The following is a 26820-nucleotide window of genomic DNA, read 5'->3' on the forward strand; positions in this document are numbered from 1 at the left end:
CGGTACTTGTTTTTGTTGCCGCAGGTCTGGGTTTCCTGTTCGCGCTGGACGTTTTCTTGCCATGATGTATCTCTAAGAACATCATTATTAATGTTCTTAGATTACATCTTTTGCTTACTTTTAGCTTAAGTTGACACCAATGGGCATTGCCTTGTCCTCTATAATATATTTATGTGTCGCAAACTTTATTTTAGTTGGGAAAAATATCAGTTTTGACAGTCAACCGTCAACCGTCAACAATTACCCTAAATACAGATAATTAACGCCCATTAATCATAGTCATCATTGCCGAGGTTGATACACCAACACAAGCTGCCAATTCTTCTAAAGCTAATTGTTCTCGTGTATTACTATTAAGCATTTCTGTTGCGGCTGCTACATAATCAGCATTGGCAAGATTATGCAAACTTGATGTAGTTTTGGCTTGAGAATTCAGACTAGCAATACGCTCATTATTTCTAAAACTTTGCATTCGATAAGCTGCGATTTTCACAGCTTGACGAGCTTGAAGATAAGCGAAGTAATAGCGCATAACAGCTAATCTTTTTTGCTGCTTGGCTTCATGCAAACGAGCTTGAAATATAGGTTTTTGTTGAAAAGCATTAATTAACTTAATCGGGTCGAGACTAATACTTAAATATAAACTACTTTCATTTTCTGCAAATCCATCAGGGGAATTGTAACTTGTAGTAGTCAAAGATGGAGATAATTCTATGGATAAAACATCCTGAAAAGCACGCCATCCTGTAGCAGATTTTGCATCCAGTACTTCTGAGGAATTGCCCTCGGCAATAGTCACCAATTGTTCGATAATTTTGATATCTTGTTGTGTGATATTAGTTTGGAGTATTTCCAATTCATCAGCTTGATTAAGTTTTTGTTCTGATGCCATTGTCGGCAGAGAATAACCAAGCATGAATATGGCTAGTAAATATATAAAATAGCGTTTAAAAAACCAAGAATATTTTGTGAAAAATAGTTCTAGGACTGGCTTCATGTATGGGGAGTTGCGGCAATTGTGTGTGTCTTGGCTCGTGCAAAGCATTGGTTAGCGGATATTTTGATTAAATAGCATCAAAAATACAAATAATCCTATTGATTCTATTTTTTAAAAGCCACATTTAAGTTGATAATTCATGGGGTAAATATTTAGTCAATTTGTCTAGTAAAAGTGATTGACTTGAATGGATAAAAAAGTGATCGCCGGGAAACATATGTAAATTAAAATTAGCCTTTGTCTGCTCTTTCCATGCTTGCAATTCGTCATAACTAGCTTCCGTATCTTCTAATCCCCCAAAAACAGTGATGGGACATTCTAAAGCTGCCTCAGGAGTATAAATATAAGTTTCGAGAACCGCAAAATCAGCCCGTAAAGTTGGCAGAAAAAGCTGCATGAGTTCTGCATTTTCTAATACTGCTGATGGTGTACCGTTAAGATGGCGCAGTTCTTCTATAAAAGCTGGTTCGGGTAAGTTGTGAATTGGTGGTTCTGTGTCGGGGAGTTGGGGGGCGCGACGACCAGAGATAAATAAGTTAAGTGGCAGGATACCATACTTTTGACGCAGTAGCCGCCCTAACTCAAAGCTGACCAAGCCACCCATACTGTGACCAAAGAAAGCGAATGGCTTGTCTAAATAGGGGTGGATGACGGAGGCGATCGCATCCACAAGGGGATCTATTCTATGAAATGGCGGTAACTGTATTTGCTTTCCTCTTCCGGGAAGTTCAATAGCACAAACTTCTACAGATGGCGGGAGAAAGTTTGTCCAAGTACGAAAAATTAAAGAACTACCGCCCGCATAAGGAAAACAAAATAGGCGTAAAGCCGCTAAAGGATTTGGTTTCAGGAAAATTATCCCAGAATTATCACTTGATATGTTTGTTCTCATTACCTTAAATTACTGCGACTCTTCCATTTCCCATCTGCTAGCCCCTAAACCAGTTAAAACCCGACTGTTCGCTCAACGGTTTTTGCTTGATGATGAAAGTTATTTGCAATAAAGACTAAAATAAAATAGAACTCATGTCAAGTTTGCACAAAACTTAATTGCCATAACTTACTATATCCAGGCAATTAATTCTGGGCGACAGAATCATGAAAATTATTGAATATACCTGCTTTAATCTAAGATTAGTGCTTAATTTCCGAAAAATTTATTGCTTTCATTTGCATCTAGAGCATCATTTATCCATAAACTTAATGAAAAATTCCATCAATAAAATTTACTGAGACTAACTTCTACCTAAGAGCCAAAATTTTGACTATTTGAAAAAAGAATGCAACAGATGGTAGAGGCACAACAATGTTGTGCCCTCTCAAATATTATATTGATGTGCCACAAACATTATTTGTAGAATCAAACCTGCTCATCAAATCGGGTGCGAAAGCCTCCATATTTTAGCCAATATTGTTTCAAATTGTGGCATGGTGTATGCAAACTGGCTCTTGCCCGATAGAGAATCACTTGACGGTGATCGCCCATCCAAATTTTGTCAATTGGGTCAACAGAAATCACAGTTCCTCCCAAGGCTCCCACACATTTAGAAAAACGCTCAATAGCACTATAATCTACAGTTTCAAAAACAAAGAAATTGCCCGAACAAATTAAATGTCTACTGCGAATCCAGCACTGCATTTTTTTCTGTGCTTCTGGAGGTAGCATATTTGCTTTAATGGCCAGATTAGGCAGGGAAATATCATAGGATGTTTGGAACTTCATGGGCGAAACTCTCCTGCTTTTCAAACCGTAAAGGCCCAAAGGTAGATCCCCAAACTTGTTCGTTTGTATTCACATCTAGCCCTCTATCTAGGCTTACCCAAGTGGTTTGTGTGATTTCAACATAACTGTCGAGATAAGTCTGACAGCCATTTTTTTCAATTAAGCACAAGTTTCCTGGCTCAACAGCACCAACAAATCTATCTCCCTCTCGTTTGAAAATCATCGAGCAGTGATATCGGCGTTCAATACAATCGGGGGTGATGGTTCTGAGGATGCTTAATTCACGGGCTGCACCAGCATAGATTAGGGCATTTTTTAAACTGTAGTTTTCGATATAAATATCATCACCTCTATCGATTAAGCGATGCACGCCCTGTCGATAAGGTCGCCACAAATCATAGTCATAAACCTGTTCTGAATACATTCCAATTCCTGAAAAGAATTTCCACGGTAATGGCCGGAATAATACGTGAATATGGGCGTAATCTTTAGGATTTTCAAATGCTTGTTTATAATTACTGAAATCTCCTGCCATCCAACGAGCTAGGGTAATTAAATCATTGGATGTACTGTCGCGGATCTGTGGTGGAGAAGAATTCATAAGTAAATAAAGATAAATAAACAATACAAAACTGCCAATTCAAAATTATGACCTTAACCTATGACATGACGAATTAACGCGATTAGTTAATGTTTAGACTGCACGCTCTGACGTTGTATATATATGACTAGAAATGACTAGTAATGTATTTTCAAAACTAGTTTAATTGTGAATATCCTGGCGGATTTCTGAAGAAAATGAGGCAGTGACAACTCCTGAACCAGCACTAGTTTTAATTAAGGAAACCCGACAACGAACATTAGGGTTAACAAACCAGATTTTTTCTTCAGCGGCGGCGCGATCGTAGGCGGTAATCAGCACGAATGTGCCGTCTTCCGTCAAGTAATAATCGCCAGCCGCGGCGATGGTTTCTGCATAACCTTGGTCGCGCAAAAGTTTACCGCGATGGGAATCGATGGGATCGGGGACGGGAACTAGGACACAACTACCTTTGATTTCACTGTCATCCCAGTCTGATTGACCCTCCCAAGTCATCCGAAATGGGGAAACTATTGTCTGCGGATCGATGTTATGTGTTTTACACAGGTCAATCACTGCTGGATCGTCATCGGAAAGAGAAATAATATCTATCTCAGACTGTACGGCTTCAAAGTGACTGAAGGCTAAGTGATGGGCGCTACGTTGCGATCGCCAACGCCCAATAGAATTTGCGACAAACTCCCTAATATCCATCAATTCTTTATTTTCCGTTTTTAGCTATTTGCTGCGGATTTTCGGTAATTTTTAGAAAAATTGCTGATTAAAAAAGTCAATTATCTTGGTTGGGGCATTTGCCCCAACCTGTTAAACATTACACAATTTCAGTAATGCTCACGATTTTGCCAGAAGTGCGATTAATCCGCTGAATTTGCGGGGTCATTTTACTAGCTGGGACAATGTACTCAGTAGTACTGGTGCGGCGAGGACTGTCGAATTTGGAACCTGTCACCACGATTTTGAACCGTTTTTCGGTGCCAGAACCAATCACAGTTGGCGAAGAGGCTTTAATAGCATTGGCGCTGTTGGTTGCAACTGCATAAACCAATTGGGCAGTTTTCACCGAGCTGTCAACTTGGGCCGGGCCACGATCGAGGGCAAATATCCGGTTGTAGCCTACTTGCTTGAAGTTGGCTTGGCTGTTTTTACCGCGATAGTAGGGCACTATGTTTTCGCCAAAGGCTGCTTGATATTCACTACTATCGATGTAGGAATCAATTTCCGCATCGTAGCCCTCGGCCACAGTACGAACGATATGTTCGGAAACTTCCCGTTGATCCTGGGGTGCTCGACCAAGCAAGTGCAGAAAGTTCAGTTCTACAAAACGATAGGGAGCGCAAGAGGAGAAGTAGCGGTTACGGTAAAAATCAGATTTGGCAACGATGCGCACAAATTCCCGCACTGTGATGGAGCGATCGCATAATTGTGACTCTGCTGTCACCAACCGCTCGCTCTCCATTACATGAGGATTGCCTAAAACTTGTTTATATACTGCACGGATGATATTTTGAACTTCTTCTAAGCCACTAGCAGGCCACAGTTCAAGAATTGTCTGGGATGTCATTGAAATCTACCTCCTCAATTTTGGTAAGTTTTCAGCTGATTTAGACAGCAGTGATACTGGCAATCACACCGCCCTGCTGGTGAATCCGCTGATACTCTTGAGAGAGCTTGTCGTAAGGCACCAGAAAGACTTGGTTGGAACGGCGAAACTTGGAAATACTATTGAAGGTTTTGGCACGATAGCCTGTGACTTCAATGCGGTAAACTTTACCACCTGCACTGGCATCGACTCCAAGACGAGTACGGGCACCAATGGGGGGTGTAGAGAATACTGCCCCAGCACTAGCAGGTGAAACTACTGCTGTCGGTGTGTTTTGAATTACTAAAGCATTGAGCTTAGGAGCTTTGCCCGATAAGTCACCCTTCAAGCTGCTGCTAGAAGCACCCCGCACCAACTGGAAGGTGTGGGTAAATTGCACCATGCTGGTACAAGCTTCTGTTTTGTAGCCTCGGATATAGGGAACAAAGTTTTCGCCAAAGGTAGATTGATACTCATCACTGTCGAGATAAGAATCGATCTCAGCTTCAAATCCTTGAGTATCAAGGATGGTGCTGTGGGAGCGCATTTCTTCCAAATCCAGGGGTGGACGACCTAACAAATGGCGAAAGTTGAGTTCAATCGCCCGGTAACGCGCACAACTGGTGAAAAAGCGAGAACGATAAAGTTCAGATTTAGCTACTGCTCTGACAAACTCGCGGACGCTCAATTCACCCCGCTTAAACTGAGATTCAGGGACAGAGAGCCGCTCACTTTCCATCACATAGGCGTTACCCAATACTTGCCGATAGACTGCCTTAATGACTATTTCTGCTTCTTCTGGTGAGCGACCTGGTACCCACTCTACGGGAGGGGTTTCATCAAACAGGCTGACTCCCAGGCGTGAAGCTGGTCCAAATGGCATTAATTGTTTCTCCTGTTAACGAAAGTTTAAGAAAATTGTTTCAATTTGTAAATAAATTTCAGATTGCTCGCCTAGGCAATCAAATCACTGGATTGATTTATTGCAACCCAAATTGACAGCTTCCACAAGCATGGAAGTTGCTATTTCCTAGGCGATAGAGGTGTTTAGGCGTTTTATACGCTTTGTTATGATCATTTTCTTATGACCGTGCAACGATGAGCATCAAGATTTGTAAATCTTGATAAAATGAGAGACTTTTGCACTCGGTTTGCACAAACGATTATTTAAGGGGCATTGGGCATTGGGCATTGGAGATTTTTCTTCTTTGTCTTTCTTGTCCCCTACCCCTCTACCTGTACTACTCTGTCGCCCCTGCTTGGATTAACAAATCTACGGCTTGACGGGAACGAAAGGAATTGCGGGCTTCACTTAAGGCTGTGGCACCCCAGCGATTTTTGGGGCGGAAGTCTGCGCCATTTTCTAATAAAATCTCCATAGTTTCCAGATCGCCTCTGGCTGCTGCCATCATTAAGGGAGTCCAACCACCGATGTTGGCGGTATTCACTTCGGCTCCCAGTTCAATCAATGCTTTGACGGTGTAGCTGTGCCCATTATCTGTTGCTAAGTATAATGCTGTATCACCGATTTTATTGGTGGCATTTACCTCAGCACCTATCTTTACGAGCCGTTGCACAATATCTGTTTGACCGCGCCGCGCCATTGTCATCAGCACAGTTTCCCCATAGGAATTGCGATCGCTAATACTCGCACCACGATCCAGCAACAGCGATACAATATTGCGGCGATCGCTTTCTGCGGCAAACATTAAAGCTGTATAACCTGCTGGATTTTTCACATTTACATCGATATTATGAGCCAGCAGCAATTCCACAATATCGAAATAACCTTCTGTAGCTGCCCACATTAATGCTGTATTACTGGCTCCCAAGGCTGTAACGCCTCCGGTAGTATTGGCATCTGCTCCCTGGGCTAATAAGCTTTCTACAGTAGCAATGTCACCTTTAACGATCGCGCGGATTAAATCTTCGTTGAGAGAAGGCATTGTTAATTTGTAATTATTTGCTCAAGCTTGCTTGAGTGCAACTTTGAATACACTATCAGCAGGTTTCTGGGCAATGGTAGCATCCCATGCGATCGCCTGCAAAAATGCCTCCCCAGAGTTAGTCTCTACCACATCCACACCCCAGTTTCCTGGTTGTAGGGCATCAGGAGAATCGCTAGTAGGAGGAGTTGTTTTGATACCACCTAAAACTAAAATTTCTGGGATAGTTTCTGCACTTAATTGCTGTGATTGTCGTTTCTCGGCTAGGGCTTGAGCGCAGAGTTTGCCAACTTGCTGCGGCGAAAATTCATTGGTGGGGAATAAAATTTCTACAGTCCAATGAGGATGATTCACCAGCCTACATTTTAGGTTTTCATAGGCACTCAGACCCGATTTAAAAACTTCCGCAAATTCTTCTCGACTGAGGGCGGGTATGGTTTCAGAAGAAACATTAAAGTTATGAGAGAGCAGCATTCGCCCTGGAAATTGATTAAACATTTGGGTTTAGCATAATTACAGCTAGGGTTTTAGCGACTTGATGCCTAGCAGATAGCTTCATCAGATGGGTATGACATCTTGCTATTGGCAGTTGGAAAAATGCTTCAAGCCATTCCTATTCTCTAACCATAGTAGGGTTAATTACCTAAATCCGATTCATTAAGTTTAGTAAAGTTAAGGTAATTGGTTGAAATTGCCTAAGTGCAATACTTGATAAACTTGGAATAATATTGATGCCTTGAGTTTATCAACATCACAGCTTGACTAACCCAATTTGGTACGAAAAAATCAAAAAATTAACTGCGATCGCCAACATGTTAGTAATCAGGTGAAAATTGTAGTTAAAGATTTTATTTTGTTACTTCAAGCTAAATAATATCTCAATACTTATAACTGCACTATTCAGAGGATTTACATTGAACTATAGCAATAATTGCATCAATCACTTTCAATTCAGAAATATTCCCAATAAAGACCATTTTTCCAGACTTTAAGGGCAAAATCACAGCAGAGTGGTTTTTGGAAATATTCTTGCTAACGACTTGATTAAATGGAATAACTTCTTGATAAGGGACAATTCCAAACCAACTACGTCCGCTAATTGTAATCTTGGCTTGTTCACGGATGAAGGTTACCAGGTTGGGCTTTTTTACAGATAATGCAAAAGTACTTAGCAAAATGAAAAACAAACCAGCAAGCTTCAGAGATAAAATAGCTGGATTACCTTTGAGTGTAGTTAATAAGAAGCCTGATAAATTGATGGATGCTTGAAAAGAATCAAGGTTAGCAGGGGGTTTTGCAACCAAAAAAATGCCAAAAAGTATTAAAAAACAAAATAAAATATTATGCACAGTAGTTAATATTAAAGAGTAAGAATTAATAAGAATAATTTTTGTATCTGTACACTCAATAACATCAGTTTTTTCTTGCATTGCTATATCATCTAGTAACATAATTATCTCTAAAAGTTATATTTTATACACTATTAATTTGTCATGGATTCAGCTAATCAATGTATATAATCTTTTATTTTTATAGTGCATAAGTCCTAATTTATACCCACCAACTTAACCGATGTGTAAAGCTATTCTTAGTCTGCTTGATGAGAACTTATAGATGCTACTAGGTTGTCTGTAGAAACTTAGATGAAATGTTAAATTTTATAACATTAACTTAATCAAATTTGAACTTGAGATAAGTTCAGTAAAAAATGGAAATGTCCCTTTGCATACAGATGTAGGTGTCTAAACGTTCCTCTAAGCAGCGATTCCTGCGGAAAGATTCGCTCACGCAATCTGGCGCGAAAAAATCGAAACTTAAAAAACGCACTCACAAGCGTCTGCGGAAAACTTTATTTCAGAACGCCCATGATGCGATCGCTCTGATTGACGATCGCTTATGTTTTGTAGATATAAATGCTGCTGCTTGCGATCTACTAGGCTTACCGCGTCAGCAACTCAAAGGGCAAGCTGTATCTAGTTTTATCACTGCGGAATTTGCTACTCAACCCAACTGTGTTAGTTTTCCGCCAACACAATCATTGATGGGGGAACTGTTAGTTTCATCTTCTAGCCATCGGCGAGAGGTGGAATATACCTTAACCCCAAATGTACTTCCCCACTGTCATCTGCTGCTATTGCGAGACATTAGTCAGCGTCGGGAATCAATGCAGGCGGAATTACGACAGCAACAGCAACGAGTGGAACTGTTTTCGGAAGTGACGCTGAAAATTCGCCAGTCGTTACAGCTCAAGGAAATTCTGCACACCACTGTTACAGAGGTGCAACGGATTCTCCAAGCCGATCGCGTGCTAATTTATCATGTATTGCCCAATGGAACGGGAAAAACTATCAGCGAATCAGTTTTACCAGATTACCCGACATTGATGGATCTGGAATTTCCCCAAGAAGTATTTCCCCAGGAATATCAACAATTGTATGCTCAGGGACGGGTAAGAGCGATCGCCAATGTCCACGATCCGGTGGCTGGATTGGCAGAATGTTTGGTGGAATTTGTCGATCAATTTCAGATTAAAGCGAAATTAATCGTCCCAATCGTCCAAAATCTCAATGCTAACTCCGAAAATCAGCTGTGGGGGTTGTTAATCGCCCACCAATGCGACAACTATCGCCAGTGGGTGGATTTTGAGTTGGAATTGATGCAACAATTAGCAGATCAAATAAGTATTGCTTTATCTCAAGCCCAACTCTTAGAACGCTTAGAAGAGGTAGTAGCCGCCCGCACCGCCGAGTTGCAGGAAGAAATTAATGTGCGGATGCAAGCGGAGGCGGCGTTGCGACAGAGTGAAGAGCAACTGCGCTTAATTACCAATGCGCTGCCGGTACTGATTGCTTATGTGGACGATCGCCAACAATATCGCTTTAACAATCAAGCATATCAGGATTGGTTAGGACAATCCCCCAAAGAAATTTATGGTTCCCACCTACAACAGGTTTGGGGCGAAGATTGCTACCAAAGAATGCAAGTTTATGTAAAAACAGCTTTATCTGGGCAAGCCGTCAACTATGAAAATGATATTGTTTTAAAAGATGGGAGTTGGCGAGCGGTTGATGTGACTTACATCCCGCATTTAGATGGCGAGAAAATGGTGAAGGGATTTTTCGCTCTTAGCAGCGATATTAGCGATCGCAAAGCCATTGAACGGATGAAAGATGAATTTATTTCTATCATCAGCCATGAATTGCGGACTCCTTTAACTTCCTTGCACAGTGCCCTGAAAATCTTAGCGACAGGGCGATTGGGCAATCTTTCACCCGAAGGACAACAAATGCTAGGAATTGCCGATGACAGTACTGAACGGTTAGTGCGGTTAGTCAACAATGTCCTCGATTTGCAGCGCATTGAGTCTGGCAAAGTCATCATGGAGTGCCAAGCCTGTAATGCTGCTAATTTGATGATCCAAGCAGCAGAGGCTATGCAAGCAATGGCACAGCAGCAAGAAATAACTTTAGTTAAACAACCCCAGGACATCTCAGTCTGGGCTGATGCCGATTACATTTTACAAGCTTTAACAAATTTACTTAGTAATGCTATCAAATTTTCATCGCCTGGGGGGACTGTTTGGCTCACCGTAGAACAAGAGCAAGCTTCCCCAAACCTCCCCCCAGAAGTGGTATTTCGGGTGCGCGACGAAGGGCAAGGCATTCCCGCCGATCAACTTGAACGAATCTTTGAACGGTTTCAACAAGTAGATTCGTCAGATTCCCGCAAAAAAGGTGGTACTGGTTTAGGGCTGACAATCTGTCGCAAAATTATTGAGCAACACAACGGCAGAATTTGGGCTGAGAGTACTCCAGGTTGTGGAAGCACATTTGCATTCACATTACCTACCCTTGACAGCGCCAATATCTCATGAGGGGGGAGCTATGGATAATAAGCGGATTTTAATCATTGATGACGAAGAAACTATTCAAACCGTTGTGCAATTCGGCATCAGAATGGCGGCGGGTTGGGAAGTTTTTACGGCTAGTTCTGGTTTTGAAGGCATCCAAACTGCCCAAACCGAAAAACCCGATGTGATTTTGTTGGATGTCATGATGCCAGATATGGATGGTATTGCTACCTTTAAAGAACTTCAGTCTCATTCAGAAACTGAACAAATTCCGGTAATTTTGTTAACAGCCAAAGCACAAACGGCAGAAAAGCGTCAGTTTAACGATATCGGTGTTAGCGGTGTCATTACCAAACCCTTTAACTCTTTGGATCTACCGGAGCAAATTAGTAGAATTCTCCATTGGTAGCTTCATAGCGTTACCCTGGCTAGGGGCTAGGGGCTAGGGGCTAGGTAAGAGAGATTTTCATGTTTGGTTGTGGGATTTTTTTATGAGGGGCTGACTTGCCCAATTTTCTTGAAGCCCATATTTCCCCTGCACAAATTTTGCACAAATTATGCGCCAAGGTAAGTATTAATTCTATTTTCCCAAAGAAGCATATGTTGAAGTCTATGTCAGCGTCCATCAGAAGCCGTCAGCATCAGTTAATCCACAGATTAGCGGATTCTATTGAAGAAATTTGGCAAAACTACTTAGATTTGTCTCCTTACTCTGTTCCCGAAGGTTTAGGCTACGTTGAGGGACATTTGGAAGGCGAACGACTGGTAATTGAAAATCATTGCTACCAAACTCCGCAATTTCGCAAACTGCATTTAGAATTGGCTCAGGTTGGCAATGGCTTAGATATTTTGCACTGTGTTATGTTCCCTAATCCCGAATATGCCATACCCATCTTTGGTACAGATTTGGTTGGTGGGCGGGGAGGAATTAGTGCGGCGATCGCGGATTTGTCTCCTATTAGTAGCGATCGCACTCTCCCTTTAAGCTATTATCAAAAATTATCTGTATTATCCGCGCTGGAATTTTCCCAACCACGCACTTTACCAGAGTGGGGCGATATCTTTTCGGAATTTTGTCTCTTTATTCGTCCGGGAGACTCTCAAGAAGAAGATCAGTTTCTCAACCGGGTTCGGGAATTTTTAACCATTCATTGTCAAATTGCTAGTCAACAAACACCTCTAACATCAAATCTGGATATTTCCAAAGTACTTGCAGGGCAACGAAACTACTGTACCAAGCAGCAACAGAATGATAAAACCCGGCGCGTTCTCGAAAAATCCTTTGGTACAGAATGGGCAGATCGCTACATGACAACTATGCTCTTTGACTATGTAGCCTAAAAATGTCACCTATACATTTTTGATAATAAAAATTTACTTTGTTGATTTGCTAGATCCCCGAGTTCCTCCAAGAATTCGGGGATATTTAATGGGTTAATTGTCAGTTGTCAGTTGTCAGTTGTCAGTTGTCAGCGATGCACTGAGCTTGTCGAAGTGTTGTCAGTTGTCAGTTGTCAACACTATTTTCAAGCTAGTTCCTCATGGGAAAAACCCACAACCAAACACGAAAATCTATCTTTCCCATGCCCAATGCCTAATGCCCAATGCCCAATTTATTGAAAAAGCTTTAATTGTTCAATCAAACAATCGAAATAGGGCGCAACGACGGCTTGCTGCTTTGGTTCCACTCGCTTTAAACTGGCAGTTTTAATTCCTTCTAGCCCAATAACCATTGCATCTAAAGGTACTTGCAATTCTTGATACAACAGTTGCATATAGTGCAATCCTTCAGCACTCGTATAGTCAGCATGTTGTCCGGCAATACCATAAGTAATACAGCGAAGGAAGTGCCAAAAATCACGCCAACAAGCATCAGCCCTAACTGAAGGGTATAGGCCTCCTCCAGGTTGGGTAATGTTGGGAAATTGAGCTAATACCTGGCTTCTGGCTTCATCTACGATTTCCTGGACGCGATCGCGTAACTCCTGAGTGACAGGAATGAGATCTGTATTTTTAGGTACAAGCTGCTCAATCTGCTGTAAATCTTTATCGGTGAGATACCGTCCCTCATCATCAGCCGCCTGGAATAGTTGAATAGCCTCTGCTGGATGGGTATTTTGCCAGGTAGCAAAACTGACAATCCTGGCTTTTTTAATCAGTTCTCGAACCTTTTCACTCAATTGTGGCTGAGTCATGGTCAAAAATATGAATTGACTGTTGGGAAGGTCAAACTTTTGCTCTGTTTCAAATTTCCAGCAAAACTGTTAGTAACCTATTGAATAACAATGTAGCGGTAATTTGTTAGCAAACTCAACAGGCAAACTATGAACAATTTAGAAGACTAGACAGTTAATAACCTGGATTTCTATAGAAACTATCACGGTCAGTAGCTTTACTATCGCTGGGAAGGAGAAGTTTGGTGGCATATGAATTTACACCCGACCAGAGTGACGAACCAAATATGACTAGTACACTGTACTTTAAGCAGCACTTTAACGCTTACCTCAAGGGAGAACGGTTTCCCATTCCTGAAAAACTGTAACTTAGTTTCAGAGTGTAAATTCTATGAATCTCAGTCAAATCGAAACCGATCTGCAAAACTCAGATTTTCAATACCGCCTGAAGGCAATCTCTGCCCTACAAGATTATCCGGCTGATGTCGCTGTTCCTTTACTTAACCGCCATATCCAAGATCCAGAATTTCTGGTACGTACCTTTGTGGCTAGGGAGTTGGGTAAGCAAAAAACCTCAGAATCCTTTGCTGCCCTGTTGCAAATTATCAAGTTTGATAATACTCCTAATGTGCGCGCAGAAGCGGCTAATTCCCTGTCTTTATTTGGCAAAATTTCTGTCTCTCATCTGGTACAGACATTTTTGCGAGACGATCACTGGTTGGTACGTCGCAGTATTTTGGCAGCCTTGGTAGAAATGGATTGTCCTGAGGACGTTTTAGAGGTTTGTATTCTGGGGTTAGAAGGTGACGATGCGGCAGTTCAAGAAGCATCTGTAGATGCGCTGGGATATTTGGCTAATTCCCGACAATCTGAAGCAGCTTTAACCCAACTCCTGAAGCTGAAAAATTCTGAATCTGAATATATCCGGGTACGAGTTGCTTATGCCCTCAAGCACTTTAATACTTCTGAAGCCAAAGCAGCCCTAGCAGAACTCAGACAAGATACCGATCATCGAGTAGTGGGGGCCGCAATGGAAAATTTAATCTCTTGAGAGAGGATGAGGGGGCACAACAAATGCCCCATGCCCAATGACAATTAGACAATAAAATTCTCGTAGATCAAGGTTTTGAAGCAAGTCCAGGCTAATTTTAATATTTGAATACACTCTCCAGACTGGCGCGTGTGGTGCGACGGGTTAAAGCATGAGGTGTATCTAGTTCTTGTGCTGGTTGACTGAGGAGGCGCGATCGCATATCGTCACTGAGTCCTTGAACATGGGTAAAATCTGCCCCAGCAATGCTTTCTAGTTGCTCGAACTCCACGCCAGTCAAGTCAGCTGCGCGTAAATCAGCGCCGGCTAAATTGGCTCCATTTAACCGCGCATTACGTAAACATACTCCTGGTAACCAGGCTTTGCGCAAATCAGCCTGACTTAACCGCGCGCCTTGAAGATTCGCACGAGTTAGATCCGCTCCCCCTAAATATGCTCCCAACATACTTGCACCCTGCAAATCAGCATGACGCAAGTTGGCTGTATTCAACTGGGCACCATTCAAATAGGCATTAGGCCCAATCGCTCCCGAAGATTTGTAATTAAAGCCTTCAGGAAAAAGGGTTTGGCTATCATATTTTGCACCTAGCAGCTTGGTGTCGGTCAAATTAGCTCCTCGTAAATCCGCACCACTCAGATCTACTCTGTACATACAAGCTGCCTCTAAATTGGCATCTCTTAAAATCGCATAACTGAGATCTGCTGCTCGTAAATCAGCGCCACTGAGATCAGCTGCACTCAAATCCGCTTTGCTCAGATTGGCACGAATCAAAATAGCTTGATGTAAATTAGCTCTTTGCAGTTCTAAACCACTAAGGTTGAATTGATATAAATCTTCTTGCGTCAGAGCAATTCCCGCCTTGAGGACAGTCAAAACCTCTAGAGGTGTCTTTTGAGTCTCTCTGCCGATCATGAATTGAAATTGTGAGATTATTGTAGGGGTATTGTACCGCGATATATCTACAATCATCAGAGTTGGGTATTGATTAAACAAATGATGAAGTAAAAATTTTTCGCTATGTGTCAGCGTCAGTAGCCTGGACAAGATAAATTTTTCGCTTAATTAATGCCCATCTTTTGATATTTAGGATAATTCCTATTTAATCCTTCACCCTTCATACTTCTTTGTCCCTGTTTTATTAGAGGATCAGCTATGCCTTTTGTACAACCAATGACCATGATGGAGTTTTTCCATAAGAGTGAAGGAGTCTGGTTTACCCAGCGCACGGTGCATCACTTTGATACTGTGGCGGATCAGTCGGGAGAATCAAAGCTTTATGTGGGAGTAATTACAGTCCACGATCCACGAGTAAAAACTATCTGTGAATCCCAAGGTATCGATCCAGCTAGGGCTAAGGGAGGCGCTAGCTTTATGTGGCAAGAACATGACGACGATCGCGAACCCGATCCGGAGCGTGCGGCTGTCTTAATTGATGTACCAGATGATGAGACTGGGCGATCGGGAAAATTGCTGCGGAATCAAGGCTATGTGGAAAAAATTCCCGTAGTTAGCCGTTACTGGTTCGGACAAGACGGTATTTTAACTATCGATACCGAATATGAAACCAACCAGGGACAGGAACGCTGCTGGTTTATGACCGATGATTTTCGAGTACGTGTAAGTACGGTGCGAATGCTAAATGGCGTATATTTAATGACTTATTGCTCTGAGCGACGCTATTTAACTGAGGCGAATTTAGCACAAATGGTAGAACACAATTTATCTAGAGCATCATCATAATTGTCAATAGATAATTGGGAGCAAATGTACAGCAGGTTAAAATTGTAAAAGCACTTTATTCCTCTCATATTCAGGAAGGTCATGATATGCGAATCGGTAATTTACCCAAAGATTTTAGAAGTTTTAGAACTTAATTATGTAAAAAAATAATCCTGAGTTGAGGATGCGATCGCAATGGTACAAGCTGCAAATAAAATAGTTACCTTAGAAGAGTTTCTTAAACTACCAGAAACTCAGCCGAGCTTAGAGTATATCGACGGACAAATCATTGAAAAACCCATGCCTCAAGGAAAACATAGCACGATTCAAGGAGAATTATGTCCGAGAATCAATTCTGTTGTCAAAGTCCAAAAAATGGGTTGGGCGTTTCCAGAATTACGTTGCACATTTGGTGGACTTTCTATAGTTCCTGATGTTGCTGTATTCTCTTGGGCAAGGCTTTCTATAGACGAAAATGGTGATATTGCCAATACATTCACTATCGCACCCGACTGGATAATAGAAATTCTTTCCCCTGAGCAAAGCCATACAAAAGTTACAAAAAAAATTTTACATGCTCTCAATCACGGTACACAAATGGGATGGTTAATTGACCCTGATGAACGATTCATAGCCGCTTATCCTGCTGGACGACAACCTTTACCTTTTGAAAATAGTGATGCTGTTTTGCCAGTACCAGATTTCTGCGTTGGGTTAGAGTTGACCGTAGGTGAGATTTTTGGGTGGTTAAAGGTGAGTTAATAATTGAAATGGCGATCGCATCCTCTAAGTATTGCACTGTCATTTCTGGCTAACGTTAAGGATCGTTACTTTGTTTAATATATTCGAGACGGCGAATCTGCGAATCCCGTATTCTCTGGGATTAAGGCAAATTAGTCTCTAACTTTTATGTATAAGTGCTTCCTTGAGCATCTGGAACAATCGCTTTTGCAACGGTTTACATTGGAGAGTCGCCCAATTCCCTCCGGACTAGAGTATCAGGTGAGCGATCGCGGCAGGAATCCCGCCACAATTCAGAGTTGGTGTTATCAATGCCCAGAATTACGCAAAATTCGCTATACATACATCGATGCAGGTGCAAGCGCTCAAATTTTTAATAGTGTGATTTATCCAAATCATCACTATGATTTGCCCTTACTCGGCATTGACTTTCTGTCTTTCGGACAGGTAAAAAACCTGATTGTGATGGATTTCCAGCCTCTTTTTCAAGATGAAGCCTACTTGAGGAAGTATATCTACCCATTGCAGACATTGCGCGATAAATATCCAGACTTGGCGCAAAATCTGGAAATGAAATTTTATGATGCTAACCAATACTTCTCAAAATATCTGTTATTTGCCAAAACTGATGCCGAAACAGTCACAACGAGGGTATTTGCAGCCTTCAAAGACTATCTAAATTTATATTGGCAGATGCTAGCCCAAGCCAAACCTTTAATTGATCAGTCAGACATTCAACGAATTGTCAAAGCACAAAAAGACTACGACCAATATAGTGCCGATCGCGATCCTGCATCTGGATTATTCAGCAGCTACTTTGGACATCAATGGTCAGAGCGATTTTTGCATGAATTTTTATTTGAGGATGCTGTGCCATTAGCAGCTGTAGCAACCAAATAGAGATAGGCTTTTTAAGCACAAAACCTCTCAAACTCTTATTCCTCTGTGGACTCTGCACCCTCTGCGGTTTATTTTTCCGTTGTTATTGTGTAGGTTTTGAAAGATTTAAATCTACATCACCACAAAAAAATCCGGTGATTGTTAATTTTGAATGGGGAGCGAAGCGAAGTTGACTCTATATCAGCCATTTTTAGATTATGCGATCGCACTTTTACAGAATCGTTTAAATTTGCAGCCTTATCCTATTCCGGCTGGGTTTGAGTCCAAACAAGCAACAGTAGGTAAAGGCAAACATCACCAAGAAGTTTTAACAACTAGCTACGCCTTTCAAACTAGCAAACTCCGGCAAATTCGAGCCGCCCATGTACAGGGAGGTAACTCACTTCAGGTGTTAAATTTTGTCATTTTTCCCCATCTGAATTATGATTTACCCTTCTTTGGCGGAGATTTAGTCACCTTACCCGGAGGACACCTAATCGCCCTCGATATGCAACCTTTATTTCGGGATGACTTAGGATATCAGGCGAAGTATACCCAGCCTATCCTGCCAATTTTCCAGACACATCAGCAGCATCTCCCTTGGGGCGGGGACTTCCCCGAAGAAGCCCAGCCCTTTTTCTCTCCCGCCTTTCTCTGGACGCGCCCCCAGCAAACTGAGGTGGTAGAAACTCATGTATTTGCAGCTTTTAAAGATTATCTTCAAGCCTACCTAGATTTCGTTGACCAAGCAGAACCCATAACCGACTCCAAATATTTAGCCGAAATTGAACAAGCCCAACTGCGTTATCTCCGCTATCGCGCCGAAAAAGACCCAGCAAGGGGAATGTTCACCCGTTTTTATGGTACTGAGTGGACAGAAGAATATATTCACGGCTTTCTCTTCGATTTGGAAAGAAAACTCGCATTATCAGGGGCTAGGGGCTAGTAATTTTAGATTTTAGATTTTGGATTTTAGATTTAAACCTAATCCAAAAGACGCTCGCGGACTCGCTAACGCTACGCTAACGGAAATCCAAAATCCAAAATTGAATTGCCCATGCCCAATGCCCATTTTCTTGTGCTTTGGTAACTGAAATCTGAGAAAATTTAACATGGGTATTTTAAAACTACGTTTAGCAAACAAAACAAATATGTCTGATACTACAGAACTCACCGCAAACGCTCAAACTGACTCAGAAGAACTGACTCTCGCGATCGCAGAATTAGAACAATATCGGGAACGTCTAGTTAACGATACCTTGTCAATGGCACAAAAAGCTAAAGTGATGAAGGCACAAGCACTTGCTAGCCTGCAACCTCAACTTACTCAGATAGACGCTACTCTAGAGTCACTACGTCAGCAGCAATCTACTTTGATATCAGGTAACTAGAGGCTTTTAAAATAACAGTGATAGGGAATTTGTGATGAGTCAATCGCTCAACATTCAAACTTCAGGGGTGAACGATTCCATCCTGCGAGTACAAGCCGAAAATGATGCTCTAGTTCAGAGGGTAAATGAGCAGATTTCACTAGAAATCTTCGATGCTACAGATGAAACAGTTCTGAAGCAACTCGTGGAGGGTTTAGGAGATCCGCGAGGATTGGTGCGATTGCGGTTTGCGGAAACTTTGGGTGAAATTGGTGAAGCCACAACGCCATTTCTGATAGAAGCGCTGAGAAATCATTCTAATGTAGTGGTGCGCAGGGCTGCTGCTAAAACACTCACCATCATCTCCGATCCTCGTGCTGTACCAGACTTGCTTCAGGCTTTTCTTAATGATGAAGATACAGTAGTGAGAAGTTCAGCCGCCGGGGCATTAGCTAGAACAGGAGAAGCGTCTGTACCAGCGTTGCTGGAAATTTTAGCATCAGACGAGCATCCCCAGGATATTAAAGGTCATGCCGCATGGGCGTTGGCATTTATTGGTTCGGAAGCAGCAGATCATCTATATACAGCATTGAACGCCGCCTCTTTAGATGTCAGATGTGCTGTGATTGGTGCGCTTGGTCATGTGGCGCAAGAACAGTCTGATGAAAAGTCTTGTAACTTGCTGGTTTCTGCTTTGACAGATCCAGAAGCGCTGATCCGCACCGAAGCAGCCGCAGCCTTGGGACAAGTAAATTATCCTCCCTCTGTACCGCATTTAATTCTGGCAACTCAAGATACCGATTTAGATGTGAGGAAAGCAGCAATTAATTCTCTGGGTAAAATAGGCGATCGCGCTGCGTTAGAATCATTACAGGCACTACTCAATGATGAACAGGAGGTAGTGCGGGTTTTAGCGAAATTAGCGATCGCTCAAATTGAACGCCAGTCACAAGAAGATGATTGGTAACTTTCTGTTTCAGCTATCTCGATGAACATCTCATTTCCAATTGATAGCTTAAAATAGTCGAGTGCAATCATGCTCTTAGTGCTACTCAACTGAATTGAGCAAGCCGTTAAAATTATGTGGTGATATTTCTGTACAATGAAAAATCTATGCTGGAGACAACAGAGCATATAAACTCTCCGCGTCCCCGTGTCTCGCTCCCAGCGTCAGCCCTAATGATAAGTGTTCAACCGGACTTGATATTACTGGTAGCTACATCCGTGAAAGAGAGCCAATCTTAGTAAGTTTATCCTGATCCAGTCCCTTGAGTTCATCCAGATGCAACCATCCCTCTTTAATCAGAGTTGCAAAAACAAATACGAGAACTGAATAGTTGTAATCATACTTACCATCAATCTCGTGCCTTTTGGCACTTAGAAAGTTATGCAAACGCCAGATATCTTCCAACTCGGAAATCTGAACGGCGTTGTCGCGAACTTCCTGAATCAGGGTGTTGATTTCTCGCTCGTATGCTTTTTGAAAAGCGGCTTGAGCAACTTCTTGTTCTAAATCAGACCAGCTAACTTCGTTTACCTTCATGCTCCCATCCCAAAATACTCTCCTCCAAGAGAGCAAATTCACTTCATAAGGGGACTCCAAAAAATCTATTATTCCGTTAAAGTCGTTAACGGTTGACAGTTAACAGTCAACAGTCAACCGTCAACAATAGCAATGGAATAGTTTTTTACTTGGAAGTCCCTAATACAGTTTTCATATCGAAGATTATGGGCATAGCTATGCCCACAATCTTCGATAGTGTACTGCGTTAGACCGCAGATTTATAATTTGTGGAGGTGTAGGACTTTGCCCTAGTCTAGGATTGATCGCCCTATCACCTCATTTTCTAAGTCTGTTTCTAGATAAGAATCAAAAGAGAATTCTTATAGTACTAGCGAACCAAATTCAGTAGCTCTTTGGGAGATGCTAGTAAATCTATCGCCACAAAGAAGATTTTATTCTCAGGAGTGAGCAAGAATCTCCAGGCCATGTTCATACCCACAGCAGCTCCAAACCAGGGAGTTTGCACTGTACCTGTAACTTTGATCTGAGTGTAACCATCCTCTACCGGTTCAGACACACCTCGCTGTGGTATTAACTTGAGGTTCTGACAATCTTCTCGGAAAAACCGATATACTGCTTCCTTACCTGCGATCGGTTTTTGAAAGGGAGGTTGCAGGGCACCATCAGGAGTAAATAACTCAATCAACGCATCAAAGTCGTTGGCATTTAAGTTATCCATATAACTCAATATGATGGGATTATCAATGCCTTCGATAGTGACAGGAGTCCGTTTAGCTATTTCTTTAGGGGGAGCGACAGGTTCACTAACCTTGGTATAGCTGCCTAATTTACTAGTATCATACCCCATATCAACTACAGAATTACGCAGAACGGTAATTTGCTGTCCTGCGTCTAGATCCCTAATTGCTTGCAGAACGGCGGCTGCATTTGCTGATAATCGATAACCCTGTGGAATGGGAGCTACAATACCCTGCTCCATCCACTCTCCCAGCCGATACCAAAAACCAAGTTTGATGTTTACAGACCAAATTGCATAGGTACGGCAAATGGGCGTATCCGCACGGTTTGCTAGGTCACACATCACCTGAGTTTGTTGCTGGAAAGACATTTGCTTGAGTTCATTCAAGGTGTTTTCTGCAAATACCATATTTGCAGCGCCAGGAGCAGCAATGGTAATCGTTTTACCCATTTCTAGGTAAGCAAACCAGATGAGCGCTAGCTGATCTTCAGCACTTAGTTGGTTGAAGCGAGCAATGGTTGCTGGGACTAAATCGGCAGTCAGTGTTTCGGGAAAGATACCGCGAGCTGAATCGATGGTAAACGGCATAAGTAAACCTTAATTAGGAGTTTATGGATGATCAAGCTCAACGCTTAACTGACGTTTACAGCTTTATTTGTGTAAATCTAATTAGTAGTATTAACTATCTGTAACGAAAAGTAAAGAAACTTAATAAATTTTTGTATCGGTCTTGACAGCAATTGCAGTGGAAAGCCTACCAGCTATATCCTTGAGCAAGTAGGCAATCAAAGGTTGACTTTCTGTAAAGTCCTGAGATTAAATACAATTCCAGCGTTTTATGTCCTTTTACATGGTGATGCGATCGCACTGCTAATGAATCATTACAGGCGCTACTCAACGATCAACAAGAGGTACTGAGGGTTTTAGCAAAATTAGTGATGTCTAACAACAAGCCGTACTTTCCGAGACGCCTCGCTCCGCTCGTCTACCGCTATTAAAGATAGAGTATTTGCAGAACTAATGTTTTGCAGGAGTGAGAAGAATGATTTGCTGTTTTTGGAGCGATCGCACATCTGCTAAACTCGCATCTACTGACTGCAAAATTTGCTCTGTTGTTTGATTTCCATCACAGACGAGGAGAAATTGCCACTCGGCATCATTTAAACGCACAATTTGATAGTCTTGATTAAAAAATTGTTGACTATCTCGCCATCCCTGAATGCAAGGACTAGGTTCCGGTATAGCTGACATTAACTTAGTATCTGATGCCCAATCTTCTCTATTAATGGGGCTGCGTCCTAAGAAAAACTCATAGTGGGTAATTGCTTGGGGGTCGAGGAGTTCAATTAACCGATAGCGTTGGCGATTGCTCAAATTTTGCGCCCGTTCAATTAACTCTGGTGCTTTACCAATCAAGCGTTCTAAATCCCAAACCTTGGGATTAGAAAAGCCGAGAAACTCCAACCCCGACGCATCGATTAATTCAAACACTGTATTGATGTTGTAATCAATTTCTTGGGGATGGACATACATATCTGCAAAGTAGCCATCCCGTTGATTTTCCCAAGACCAACGTTCCTGTTCGCGCTGGCGGAGGCGGTTATCTTCTGGTAGTGCAGCAAATATTTCTCGTCCCACTGCGACACCATCGGTGTAATCGCCGCGTTTCTCACCTTGCAAAAGAGCAATCGCTTCTTGCATCAATTTAATTTCCCAACGTCCCAGTTCCCCATACACAAAAATGTGCATTATACCACCAGGTGACAGCTTTTTTGCTAAAGCTTGAATTCCGCGAATGGGATCGGGGGTATGGTGCAGAACTCCCACACAGTTAATTAGCTCAAACTCTCCCGGAAGTTGTTCAACATCAAACAAACTCAGATGATGAAATTCTACCCTGGTTGCTCCTGATTTTTGACAACGCTCTTGAGCTACAGCTAACGCACCAGCACTCAAATCGATACCGACAACAGTCGCATCTGGATTGAGATGGACTAAGTATTCTGTTCCCACCCCCGTACCACAGCCAGCATCAAGAATGCGGATATTGGTTTGTGCGGGTTTTTGTCCGGTACAAAAGTTATACGCCGTCAGCCAGTTCCAGCGCCAGTTATAACCTGGAGGCGGTTCATCTAATAACGGTTCTGGGGGGAAGGGATAGGTATTGTAGAGTTTGGCGACGGCTGCACTAATTGCTTGGGAATCTGACATTGGGGAAGAACATTAATTTGTCATACAGTTTAATTATCCATGTACTGAAGATGCGATCGCATAATTCTCGGACAATTATTTTTCCCCTCGCTGAAACTTCATTGTCATTTCTAGGCGAGATAATGCGCTAGTAGCCGACTCGCGTACATAGGAATCGGTTGATTCATTCTCAATTAGAGATTGTAAAACCTCTACACCTCGGCTATCACCAATTGAGCCAAGAGCATTGACAATCGAGATTCCTAGCGCTGGGTTGTCTGTAGTTTGCAATGCTTCAATCAAAACATCGACTACCGGAGAACCAATTTCACCCAAAGCCATGACAGCAGCAATATGTACTACGGGATTGGGATCGTTGAGGGCAGTTTTTAAACCCTGTACGCCTTCAGATGCAAAGGGAACATCTGGATGATTAATGGCGACTTGCGCCAGCGCTTTAGCCGCACTACCGCGAACGGTGACATTATTGCTATTGAGCAGCGCTTCCACTAAGGAATTTACCGCATCGGGGCCGATCGCACCTAAGGCTTTCACTGCTGCTCGTCGATAAGTAGTATCCTCTTCATCGAGAATACTCATCAACCGAGGGATAGTTGTCTCATCGGGATTTTCCGCTAGTTCCCACATTGCTTGATCGCGGAGGTGGGGATTGGGGTGTTTTAGTTGTTGGAATAGTTCTTCTGTTGTTGGCATTGTTTTGAATTCAAAGATAATTAACAAACAGGTTGATATTTATTTATGAAGGAGAAATCAGATCTAAACGCATTTCATTGCTTTCCCTAAATCCCAAGTTACTATAAAGTGGTTTCCCCGCAGGTGATGCATGAAGAATTACACTAGTGCAACTGAGTGATTGGAGATAAGCGATCGCCATTTGAGTTAGGCGTTTAGCAATTCCTTGTTGACGATATGCTTCCTCAACATAAACCCCCCAAATATACCCATATTTTCTTTGCTGTTGGGCGAGAATATGGGGGTACAATCCAGCAAATAATTGACAGCTTACGGAAGCAACAATTTCCGAATTAATTTCGGCAATGAAAGCTTTATAAGCTAGTGTCTGACGCGCCTGCTCAATAAATACTAAAGTTATTTCTCGCCAATCGCTGTGGATGGATGCTTCCGCAACGCCATTATCACGCCATAACTGGAAAAAATGACGAGCAATGATTGTATTATCATCTATATTGGCTTCTCGAAAGCGAATAGCATCCATAGGTGGGATTTTTCGGGAAATTAGGCTGTTTTTTCTTGATTTTTGATTGTGCTTGCGGCTTTGGCAGCAATTAGCCAATCACTATCTTGTGTTGCTGGTTCGTGTGCGCTGATGTCACCTAGTTTTTCTAGTGCCATCAATGCGGCATACTTCAGATCCCAGATTTTAGTTTCCAGACAAGCTTTCAGTTCGGGGATAGCTCGTGGATCTCCGAGTTCAGCCAGAGCGATCGCCGCCGCCGCTCGTGATTTTTGAAACTGTGGTTGTTTGTTATGCAGACCTTCAACTAGTAAATCATAGGCTGGGGCATGTTTTAACCACCCGAACAGCTTCATCACATGGAAGTGGGCACCATAATCATTATTTGCTTCTTCGGCGTAGGTGGCAAATAAAGCTTCCGGAGCAGTATCGGCGTAATGCTCCAAAATAGTTTTGCTGGCTAAATAGCAGCGCCCAAAGTCGGTTTCGTACAACCCCCGAATTAAAATTGGCAGAGTGGGAAGGCGATCGTAACTATGAACTAAATTCAAATCCTGGGGATGGTCGTATAATGTCTGCTCTAAATAGGGTTGAATTGTAGCAAAAGTAATTGCGCCCGCAGAGATTCCGGCTTCTGCCAATGTACGGATACCTCGCAGCCGAAAAACCAAAGATACAGGACAGCGGGCAATATGAGGAATTGCATCATAGTAACGTGCATCCATTAAATCTTGGATACACAACCGCCGCCCTAAAACATTCGGGTGTTGCAATATCCTTACAACTTTTTCCATTTGGGAATAGTCCCCAGTTAAGCGGCAAATGGCAGCGATCGCCGCACTGGCTGTAGGTGGATCGGGATTATCGACAAATTTGCGAATGCGTTCTAGGGCGGGTTGATAATTAAACTTGGTTAATGTATGGATAATTACACGATGAGTTTGTCCTGACTTATCCAGTAATTGCGCTATATCTTCTAATATATATGGATCTTGAGTACCAATTTCCCCGATTGCCCAGACAGCATTTTCTACAGTATAGCAGTCCTCATCAAACAGACATGTACGGATAGCTGGCAGGGCTGTTGCGGCTTTGAGTCGTCCCAAAGTCTCCACCGATTTACGCCGGACGATCCGATTATCCAACGAGGGGTCAGTTTGCTGCACAGCGCGAATGAGTGCATTAATTGACCTTTCTGTGGGGAAATTGACTAAATGAGAAGCGGCAATATAACGCGAATCATTTGCACTCAATTGGTCTTGGGGCGTATCCAAAAGAGCGATCGCCTGGTCTTCTGTAAGATTAAATAAATTAAAAAAGCGTTTATCCATATATATATTATGTTAACTAGCTTGAAAATTAGGCATGGAGCATTGGGCATTGGGCATGGGGCATTGGGCATTGGTTAAAAATTAGGTGCTTTAAAGGTGCAATTTCCGACATCAAAACCGCAATGTTCAGGTTTAAAGGTGCAATTTCCGACATCAAAACCGCAATGTTCAGGTTTAAAGGCGAAATTTCCGACATCAAAACCGCAATGTTCAGGTTTAATGCTGCAACTGACCTGTTCAATCCCCCATGCCCCATGCCCGAATGGCACTAAGAAAACGTGAAACCTAGTCAGGGCAGGGTTTAGGGGGTAGGGTGTCGGGTATAGGGAAAAATCAAGAAAATTAAAAACAAGTGCGAACATTAATAAACTTCTTTGCTACGCAACGCTGCGCGAACGCCACTACACCCCACACCCTACACCCAAAAGCCTTATGAATATTGGATTTGCCGATATCTTAGTGCCATTCCCCCATGCCCCATAACAAAACAAACCCAGAGATTCTTTGCCATTACTCAACCTTCACAGGCAAAGCAAAGAGCCAAGAACCTCCAGGCTTGCAGGGTGACAATCTACCCTTTTCACCAAATGACAACTGTAGGGGCGGGTTCACAAATATCCTCAAATATCCATGACGATCTCGCATCAACCCGCCCCTACTGGCAACTAACTAGGAGAGAGAGTTAATAGCGTAGTCTAGTAAAGCATTGTACTCAGTCAATGCTTGTGCAGACATATCACGAGGCGCACAACCACGGTTACGAGCAAAGCTTAAAGCTTCAACGTAAGGAGCGGTGGGCAAGCCTAAAGCGCGATAAACTTCACGTTGTCCAGCAATACCCCACTCATCCAATGGGCCAGTACCACCAACAACCAAGCAGTATTGGATCAGGCGCAGGTAGTGCTTGATGTCACGAGCGCACTTAGCTTTGTAGGTATCGGTGGAGTTAGCTTCACCAGCGTTGTTCAAGTAAGGATACTTCTTGATACAAGCATTGTAAGCTTCGGTAGCAACTGCATCAATGTTGTTAGCTAGCTTTTCAGCAGCTTCCAAACGAGCAGATGCACGTTGGATAGAACCTTGTACGGATTCTAAATCAGAGGTGCTGGGGAAACGACCTGCGGCATCAGCAGATGCAATAACGGTGGTAACAACTGATTTCATTTCTTAAATCTCCCAAAAGGCTTT

The 26820-nt window shown here is 42.5% G+C and carries 31 protein-coding genes; 11 read left to right on the top strand and 20 right to left on the bottom strand.

What is annotated here, in order from left to right; translation table 11 throughout:
- Window positions 1–259: 259 nt before the first annotated feature.
- The 10 genes from H6G41_RS11215 to H6G41_RS11260 all read right to left on the bottom strand — a co-directional run bounded on the left by H6G41_RS11215 (window position 260) and on the right by H6G41_RS11260 (window position 8297).
- Window positions 260–892, bottom strand: a complete 633-nt coding sequence (locus tag H6G41_RS11215) for a hypothetical protein (RefSeq protein ID WP_242037887.1) — start codon at window positions 890–892, stop codon at window positions 260–262.
- A 229-nt stretch (window positions 893–1121) separates the two neighbouring features.
- The gene (locus H6G41_RS11220) at window positions 1122–1889 is read right to left on the bottom strand and encodes a thioesterase II family protein (protein ID WP_190746280.1); all 768 of its coding nucleotides are present in this window, start codon (window positions 1887–1889) and stop codon (window positions 1122–1124) included.
- Between the two features lie 468 nt (window positions 1890–2357).
- On the bottom strand, window positions 2358–2720 hold the full coding sequence (locus H6G41_RS11225) for a CpeR family transcriptional regulator (protein WP_190746281.1): 363 nt from the start codon (window positions 2718–2720) through the stop codon (window positions 2358–2360).
- A complete protein-coding gene (locus H6G41_RS11230; RefSeq protein ID WP_190746282.1) occupies window positions 2698–3321 on the bottom strand; it encodes a chromophore lyase CpcT/CpeT in 624 nt (207 codons plus the stop codon). The genes H6G41_RS11225 and H6G41_RS11230 overlap by 23 nt, the downstream gene beginning before the upstream one ends.
- A 162-nt stretch (window positions 3322–3483) precedes the next feature.
- Window positions 3484–4014, bottom strand: a complete 531-nt coding sequence (locus tag H6G41_RS11235; protein ID WP_190746366.1) for a phycobiliprotein lyase — start codon at window positions 4012–4014, stop codon at window positions 3484–3486.
- Between the two features lie 118 nt (window positions 4015–4132).
- On the bottom strand, window positions 4133–4882 hold the full coding sequence (locus H6G41_RS11240) for a phycobilisome rod-core linker polypeptide (RefSeq protein WP_190746283.1): 750 nt from the start codon (window positions 4880–4882) through the stop codon (window positions 4133–4135).
- A gap of 40 nt (window positions 4883–4922) precedes the next feature.
- The gene (locus H6G41_RS11245) at window positions 4923–5783 is read right to left on the bottom strand and encodes a phycobilisome linker polypeptide (protein WP_190746284.1); all 861 of its coding nucleotides are present in this window, start codon (window positions 5781–5783) and stop codon (window positions 4923–4925) included.
- A gap of 358 nt (window positions 5784–6141) precedes the next feature.
- The gene (locus tag H6G41_RS11250; RefSeq protein ID WP_190746285.1) at window positions 6142–6846 is read right to left on the bottom strand and encodes an ankyrin repeat domain-containing protein; all 705 of its coding nucleotides are present in this window, start codon (window positions 6844–6846) and stop codon (window positions 6142–6144) included.
- A 21-nt stretch (window positions 6847–6867) separates the two neighbouring features.
- The gene (locus H6G41_RS11255) at window positions 6868–7344 is read right to left on the bottom strand and encodes a DUF2656 domain-containing protein (protein WP_242037888.1); all 477 of its coding nucleotides are present in this window, start codon (window positions 7342–7344) and stop codon (window positions 6868–6870) included.
- A gap of 398 nt (window positions 7345–7742) precedes the next feature.
- Complete coding sequence (locus tag H6G41_RS11260; protein ID WP_190746286.1) at window positions 7743–8297, bottom strand: hypothetical protein; 555 nt, start codon at window positions 8295–8297, stop codon at window positions 7743–7745.
- Between the two features lie 287 nt (window positions 8298–8584).
- Between H6G41_RS11260 and H6G41_RS11265 the strand changes: the two genes are divergently transcribed.
- The 3 genes from H6G41_RS11265 (at window position 8585) to H6G41_RS11275 (ending at window position 12037) form a co-directional block, all read left to right on the top strand.
- On the top strand, window positions 8585–10720 hold the full coding sequence (locus H6G41_RS11265) for an ATP-binding protein (protein WP_308796208.1): 2136 nt from the start codon (window positions 8585–8587) through the stop codon (window positions 10718–10720).
- 10 nt (window positions 10721–10730) lie between these two features.
- The gene (locus H6G41_RS11270; protein ID WP_190746287.1) at window positions 10731–11105 is read left to right on the top strand and encodes a response regulator; all 375 of its coding nucleotides are present in this window, start codon (window positions 10731–10733) and stop codon (window positions 11103–11105) included.
- Between the two features lie 203 nt (window positions 11106–11308).
- On the top strand, window positions 11309–12037 hold the full coding sequence (locus H6G41_RS11275; RefSeq protein WP_374939421.1) for a phycocyanobilin:ferredoxin oxidoreductase: 729 nt from the start codon (window positions 11309–11311) through the stop codon (window positions 12035–12037).
- Window positions 12038–12309: 272 nt separating this feature from the next.
- Here H6G41_RS11275 and H6G41_RS11280 read toward each other — a convergent pair whose 3' ends face one another.
- Window positions 12310–12891, bottom strand: coding sequence for a phycobilisome protein (locus H6G41_RS11280; RefSeq protein WP_190746289.1), 582 nt, complete (start codon window positions 12889–12891; stop codon window positions 12310–12312).
- A gap of 224 nt (window positions 12892–13115) precedes the next feature.
- Here H6G41_RS11280 and H6G41_RS35060 point away from each other — a divergent pair, with 224 nt between their 5' ends.
- Together H6G41_RS35060 and H6G41_RS11285 are read left to right on the top strand one after the other, a co-directional pair.
- Window positions 13116–13238, top strand: a complete 123-nt coding sequence (locus H6G41_RS35060; protein ID WP_242037889.1) for a DUF1838 domain-containing protein — start codon at window positions 13116–13118, stop codon at window positions 13236–13238.
- Between the two features lie 23 nt (window positions 13239–13261).
- Window positions 13262–13921, top strand: coding sequence for a HEAT repeat domain-containing protein (locus H6G41_RS11285; protein ID WP_190746290.1), 660 nt, complete (start codon window positions 13262–13264; stop codon window positions 13919–13921).
- A 97-nt stretch (window positions 13922–14018) separates the two neighbouring features.
- Here the strand turns inward: H6G41_RS11285 and H6G41_RS11290 are convergent, their stop codons facing one another.
- Window positions 14019–14834 carry a pentapeptide repeat-containing protein gene (locus H6G41_RS11290; protein ID WP_190746291.1) on the bottom strand — a complete coding sequence of 272 codons (816 nt, stop codon included), beginning with the start codon at window positions 14832–14834 and terminating at the stop codon, window positions 14019–14021.
- A gap of 240 nt (window positions 14835–15074) precedes the next feature.
- Here H6G41_RS11290 and H6G41_RS11295 point away from each other — a divergent pair, with 240 nt between their 5' ends.
- The 6 genes from H6G41_RS11295 to H6G41_RS11320 all read left to right on the top strand — a co-directional run bounded on the left by H6G41_RS11295 (window position 15075) and on the right by H6G41_RS11320 (window position 19598).
- Window positions 15075–15662: a phycobiliprotein lyase gene (locus tag H6G41_RS11295; RefSeq protein ID WP_190746292.1), complete on the top strand. Its 588-nt coding sequence runs from the start codon at window positions 15075–15077 to the stop codon at window positions 15660–15662.
- Between the two features lie 174 nt (window positions 15663–15836).
- A complete protein-coding gene (locus tag H6G41_RS11300) occupies window positions 15837–16403 on the top strand; it encodes a Uma2 family endonuclease (RefSeq protein WP_190746293.1) in 567 nt (188 codons plus the stop codon).
- 147 nt (window positions 16404–16550) lie between these two features.
- On the top strand, window positions 16551–17282 hold the full coding sequence (locus H6G41_RS11305) for a 15,16-dihydrobiliverdin:ferredoxin oxidoreductase (protein WP_190746294.1): 732 nt from the start codon (window positions 16551–16553) through the stop codon (window positions 17280–17282).
- Between the two features lie 169 nt (window positions 17283–17451).
- Window positions 17452–18207, top strand: coding sequence for a phycoerythrobilin:ferredoxin oxidoreductase (locus H6G41_RS11310; RefSeq protein WP_190746369.1), 756 nt, complete (start codon window positions 17452–17454; stop codon window positions 18205–18207).
- Window positions 18208–18412: 205 nt separating this feature from the next.
- Complete coding sequence (locus tag H6G41_RS11315) at window positions 18413–18652, top strand: hypothetical protein (protein ID WP_190746295.1); 240 nt, start codon at window positions 18413–18415, stop codon at window positions 18650–18652.
- Between the two features lie 34 nt (window positions 18653–18686).
- Window positions 18687–19598 (top strand): HEAT repeat domain-containing protein, encoded by a 912-nt coding sequence (locus tag H6G41_RS11320; RefSeq protein WP_190746296.1) that lies wholly within the window; start codon window positions 18687–18689, stop codon window positions 19596–19598.
- 249 nt (window positions 19599–19847) lie between these two features.
- Here H6G41_RS11320 and H6G41_RS11325 read toward each other — a convergent pair whose 3' ends face one another.
- The 8 genes from H6G41_RS11325 to cpeA all read right to left on the bottom strand — a co-directional run bounded on the left by H6G41_RS11325 (window position 19848) and on the right by cpeA (window position 26796).
- Window positions 19848–20174, bottom strand: coding sequence for a hypothetical protein (locus H6G41_RS11325; protein WP_190746297.1), 327 nt, complete (start codon window positions 20172–20174; stop codon window positions 19848–19850).
- A gap of 349 nt (window positions 20175–20523) precedes the next feature.
- On the bottom strand, window positions 20524–21483 hold the full coding sequence (locus tag H6G41_RS11330; RefSeq protein ID WP_190746298.1) for an orange carotenoid-binding protein: 960 nt from the start codon (window positions 21481–21483) through the stop codon (window positions 20524–20526).
- A gap of 429 nt (window positions 21484–21912) precedes the next feature.
- Entirely contained in the window at window positions 21913–23106 is a 1194-nt protein-coding gene (locus H6G41_RS11335; protein ID WP_190746299.1) for a bifunctional 2-polyprenyl-6-hydroxyphenol methylase/3-demethylubiquinol 3-O-methyltransferase UbiG, read from the bottom strand.
- Window positions 23107–23181: 75 nt separating this feature from the next.
- Window positions 23182–23799, bottom strand: a complete 618-nt coding sequence (locus H6G41_RS11340; RefSeq protein WP_190746300.1) for a HEAT repeat domain-containing protein — start codon at window positions 23797–23799, stop codon at window positions 23182–23184.
- A 43-nt stretch (window positions 23800–23842) separates the two neighbouring features.
- Window positions 23843–24322 carry a GNAT family N-acetyltransferase gene (locus H6G41_RS11345; protein ID WP_190746301.1) on the bottom strand — a complete coding sequence of 160 codons (480 nt, stop codon included), beginning with the start codon at window positions 24320–24322 and terminating at the stop codon, window positions 23843–23845.
- A 20-nt stretch (window positions 24323–24342) separates the two neighbouring features.
- Entirely contained in the window at window positions 24343–25632 is a 1290-nt protein-coding gene (locus tag H6G41_RS11350; protein WP_190746302.1) for a HEAT repeat domain-containing protein, read from the bottom strand.
- Between the two features lie 28 nt (window positions 25633–25660).
- Window positions 25661–25873, bottom strand: coding sequence for a hypothetical protein (locus H6G41_RS11355; protein WP_190746303.1), 213 nt, complete (start codon window positions 25871–25873; stop codon window positions 25661–25663).
- Window positions 25874–26301: 428 nt separating this feature from the next.
- The gene (cpeA, locus tag H6G41_RS11360; protein WP_190550640.1) at window positions 26302–26796 is read right to left on the bottom strand and encodes a C-phycoerythrin subunit alpha; all 495 of its coding nucleotides are present in this window, start codon (window positions 26794–26796) and stop codon (window positions 26302–26304) included.
- Between the last annotated feature and the right edge of the window lie 24 nt (window positions 26797–26820).

Origin of the sequence: Tolypothrix sp. FACHB-123, assembly GCF_014697075.1 — a bacterium.
GTDB lineage: Bacteria > Cyanobacteriota > Cyanobacteriia > Cyanobacteriales > Nostocaceae > Aulosira.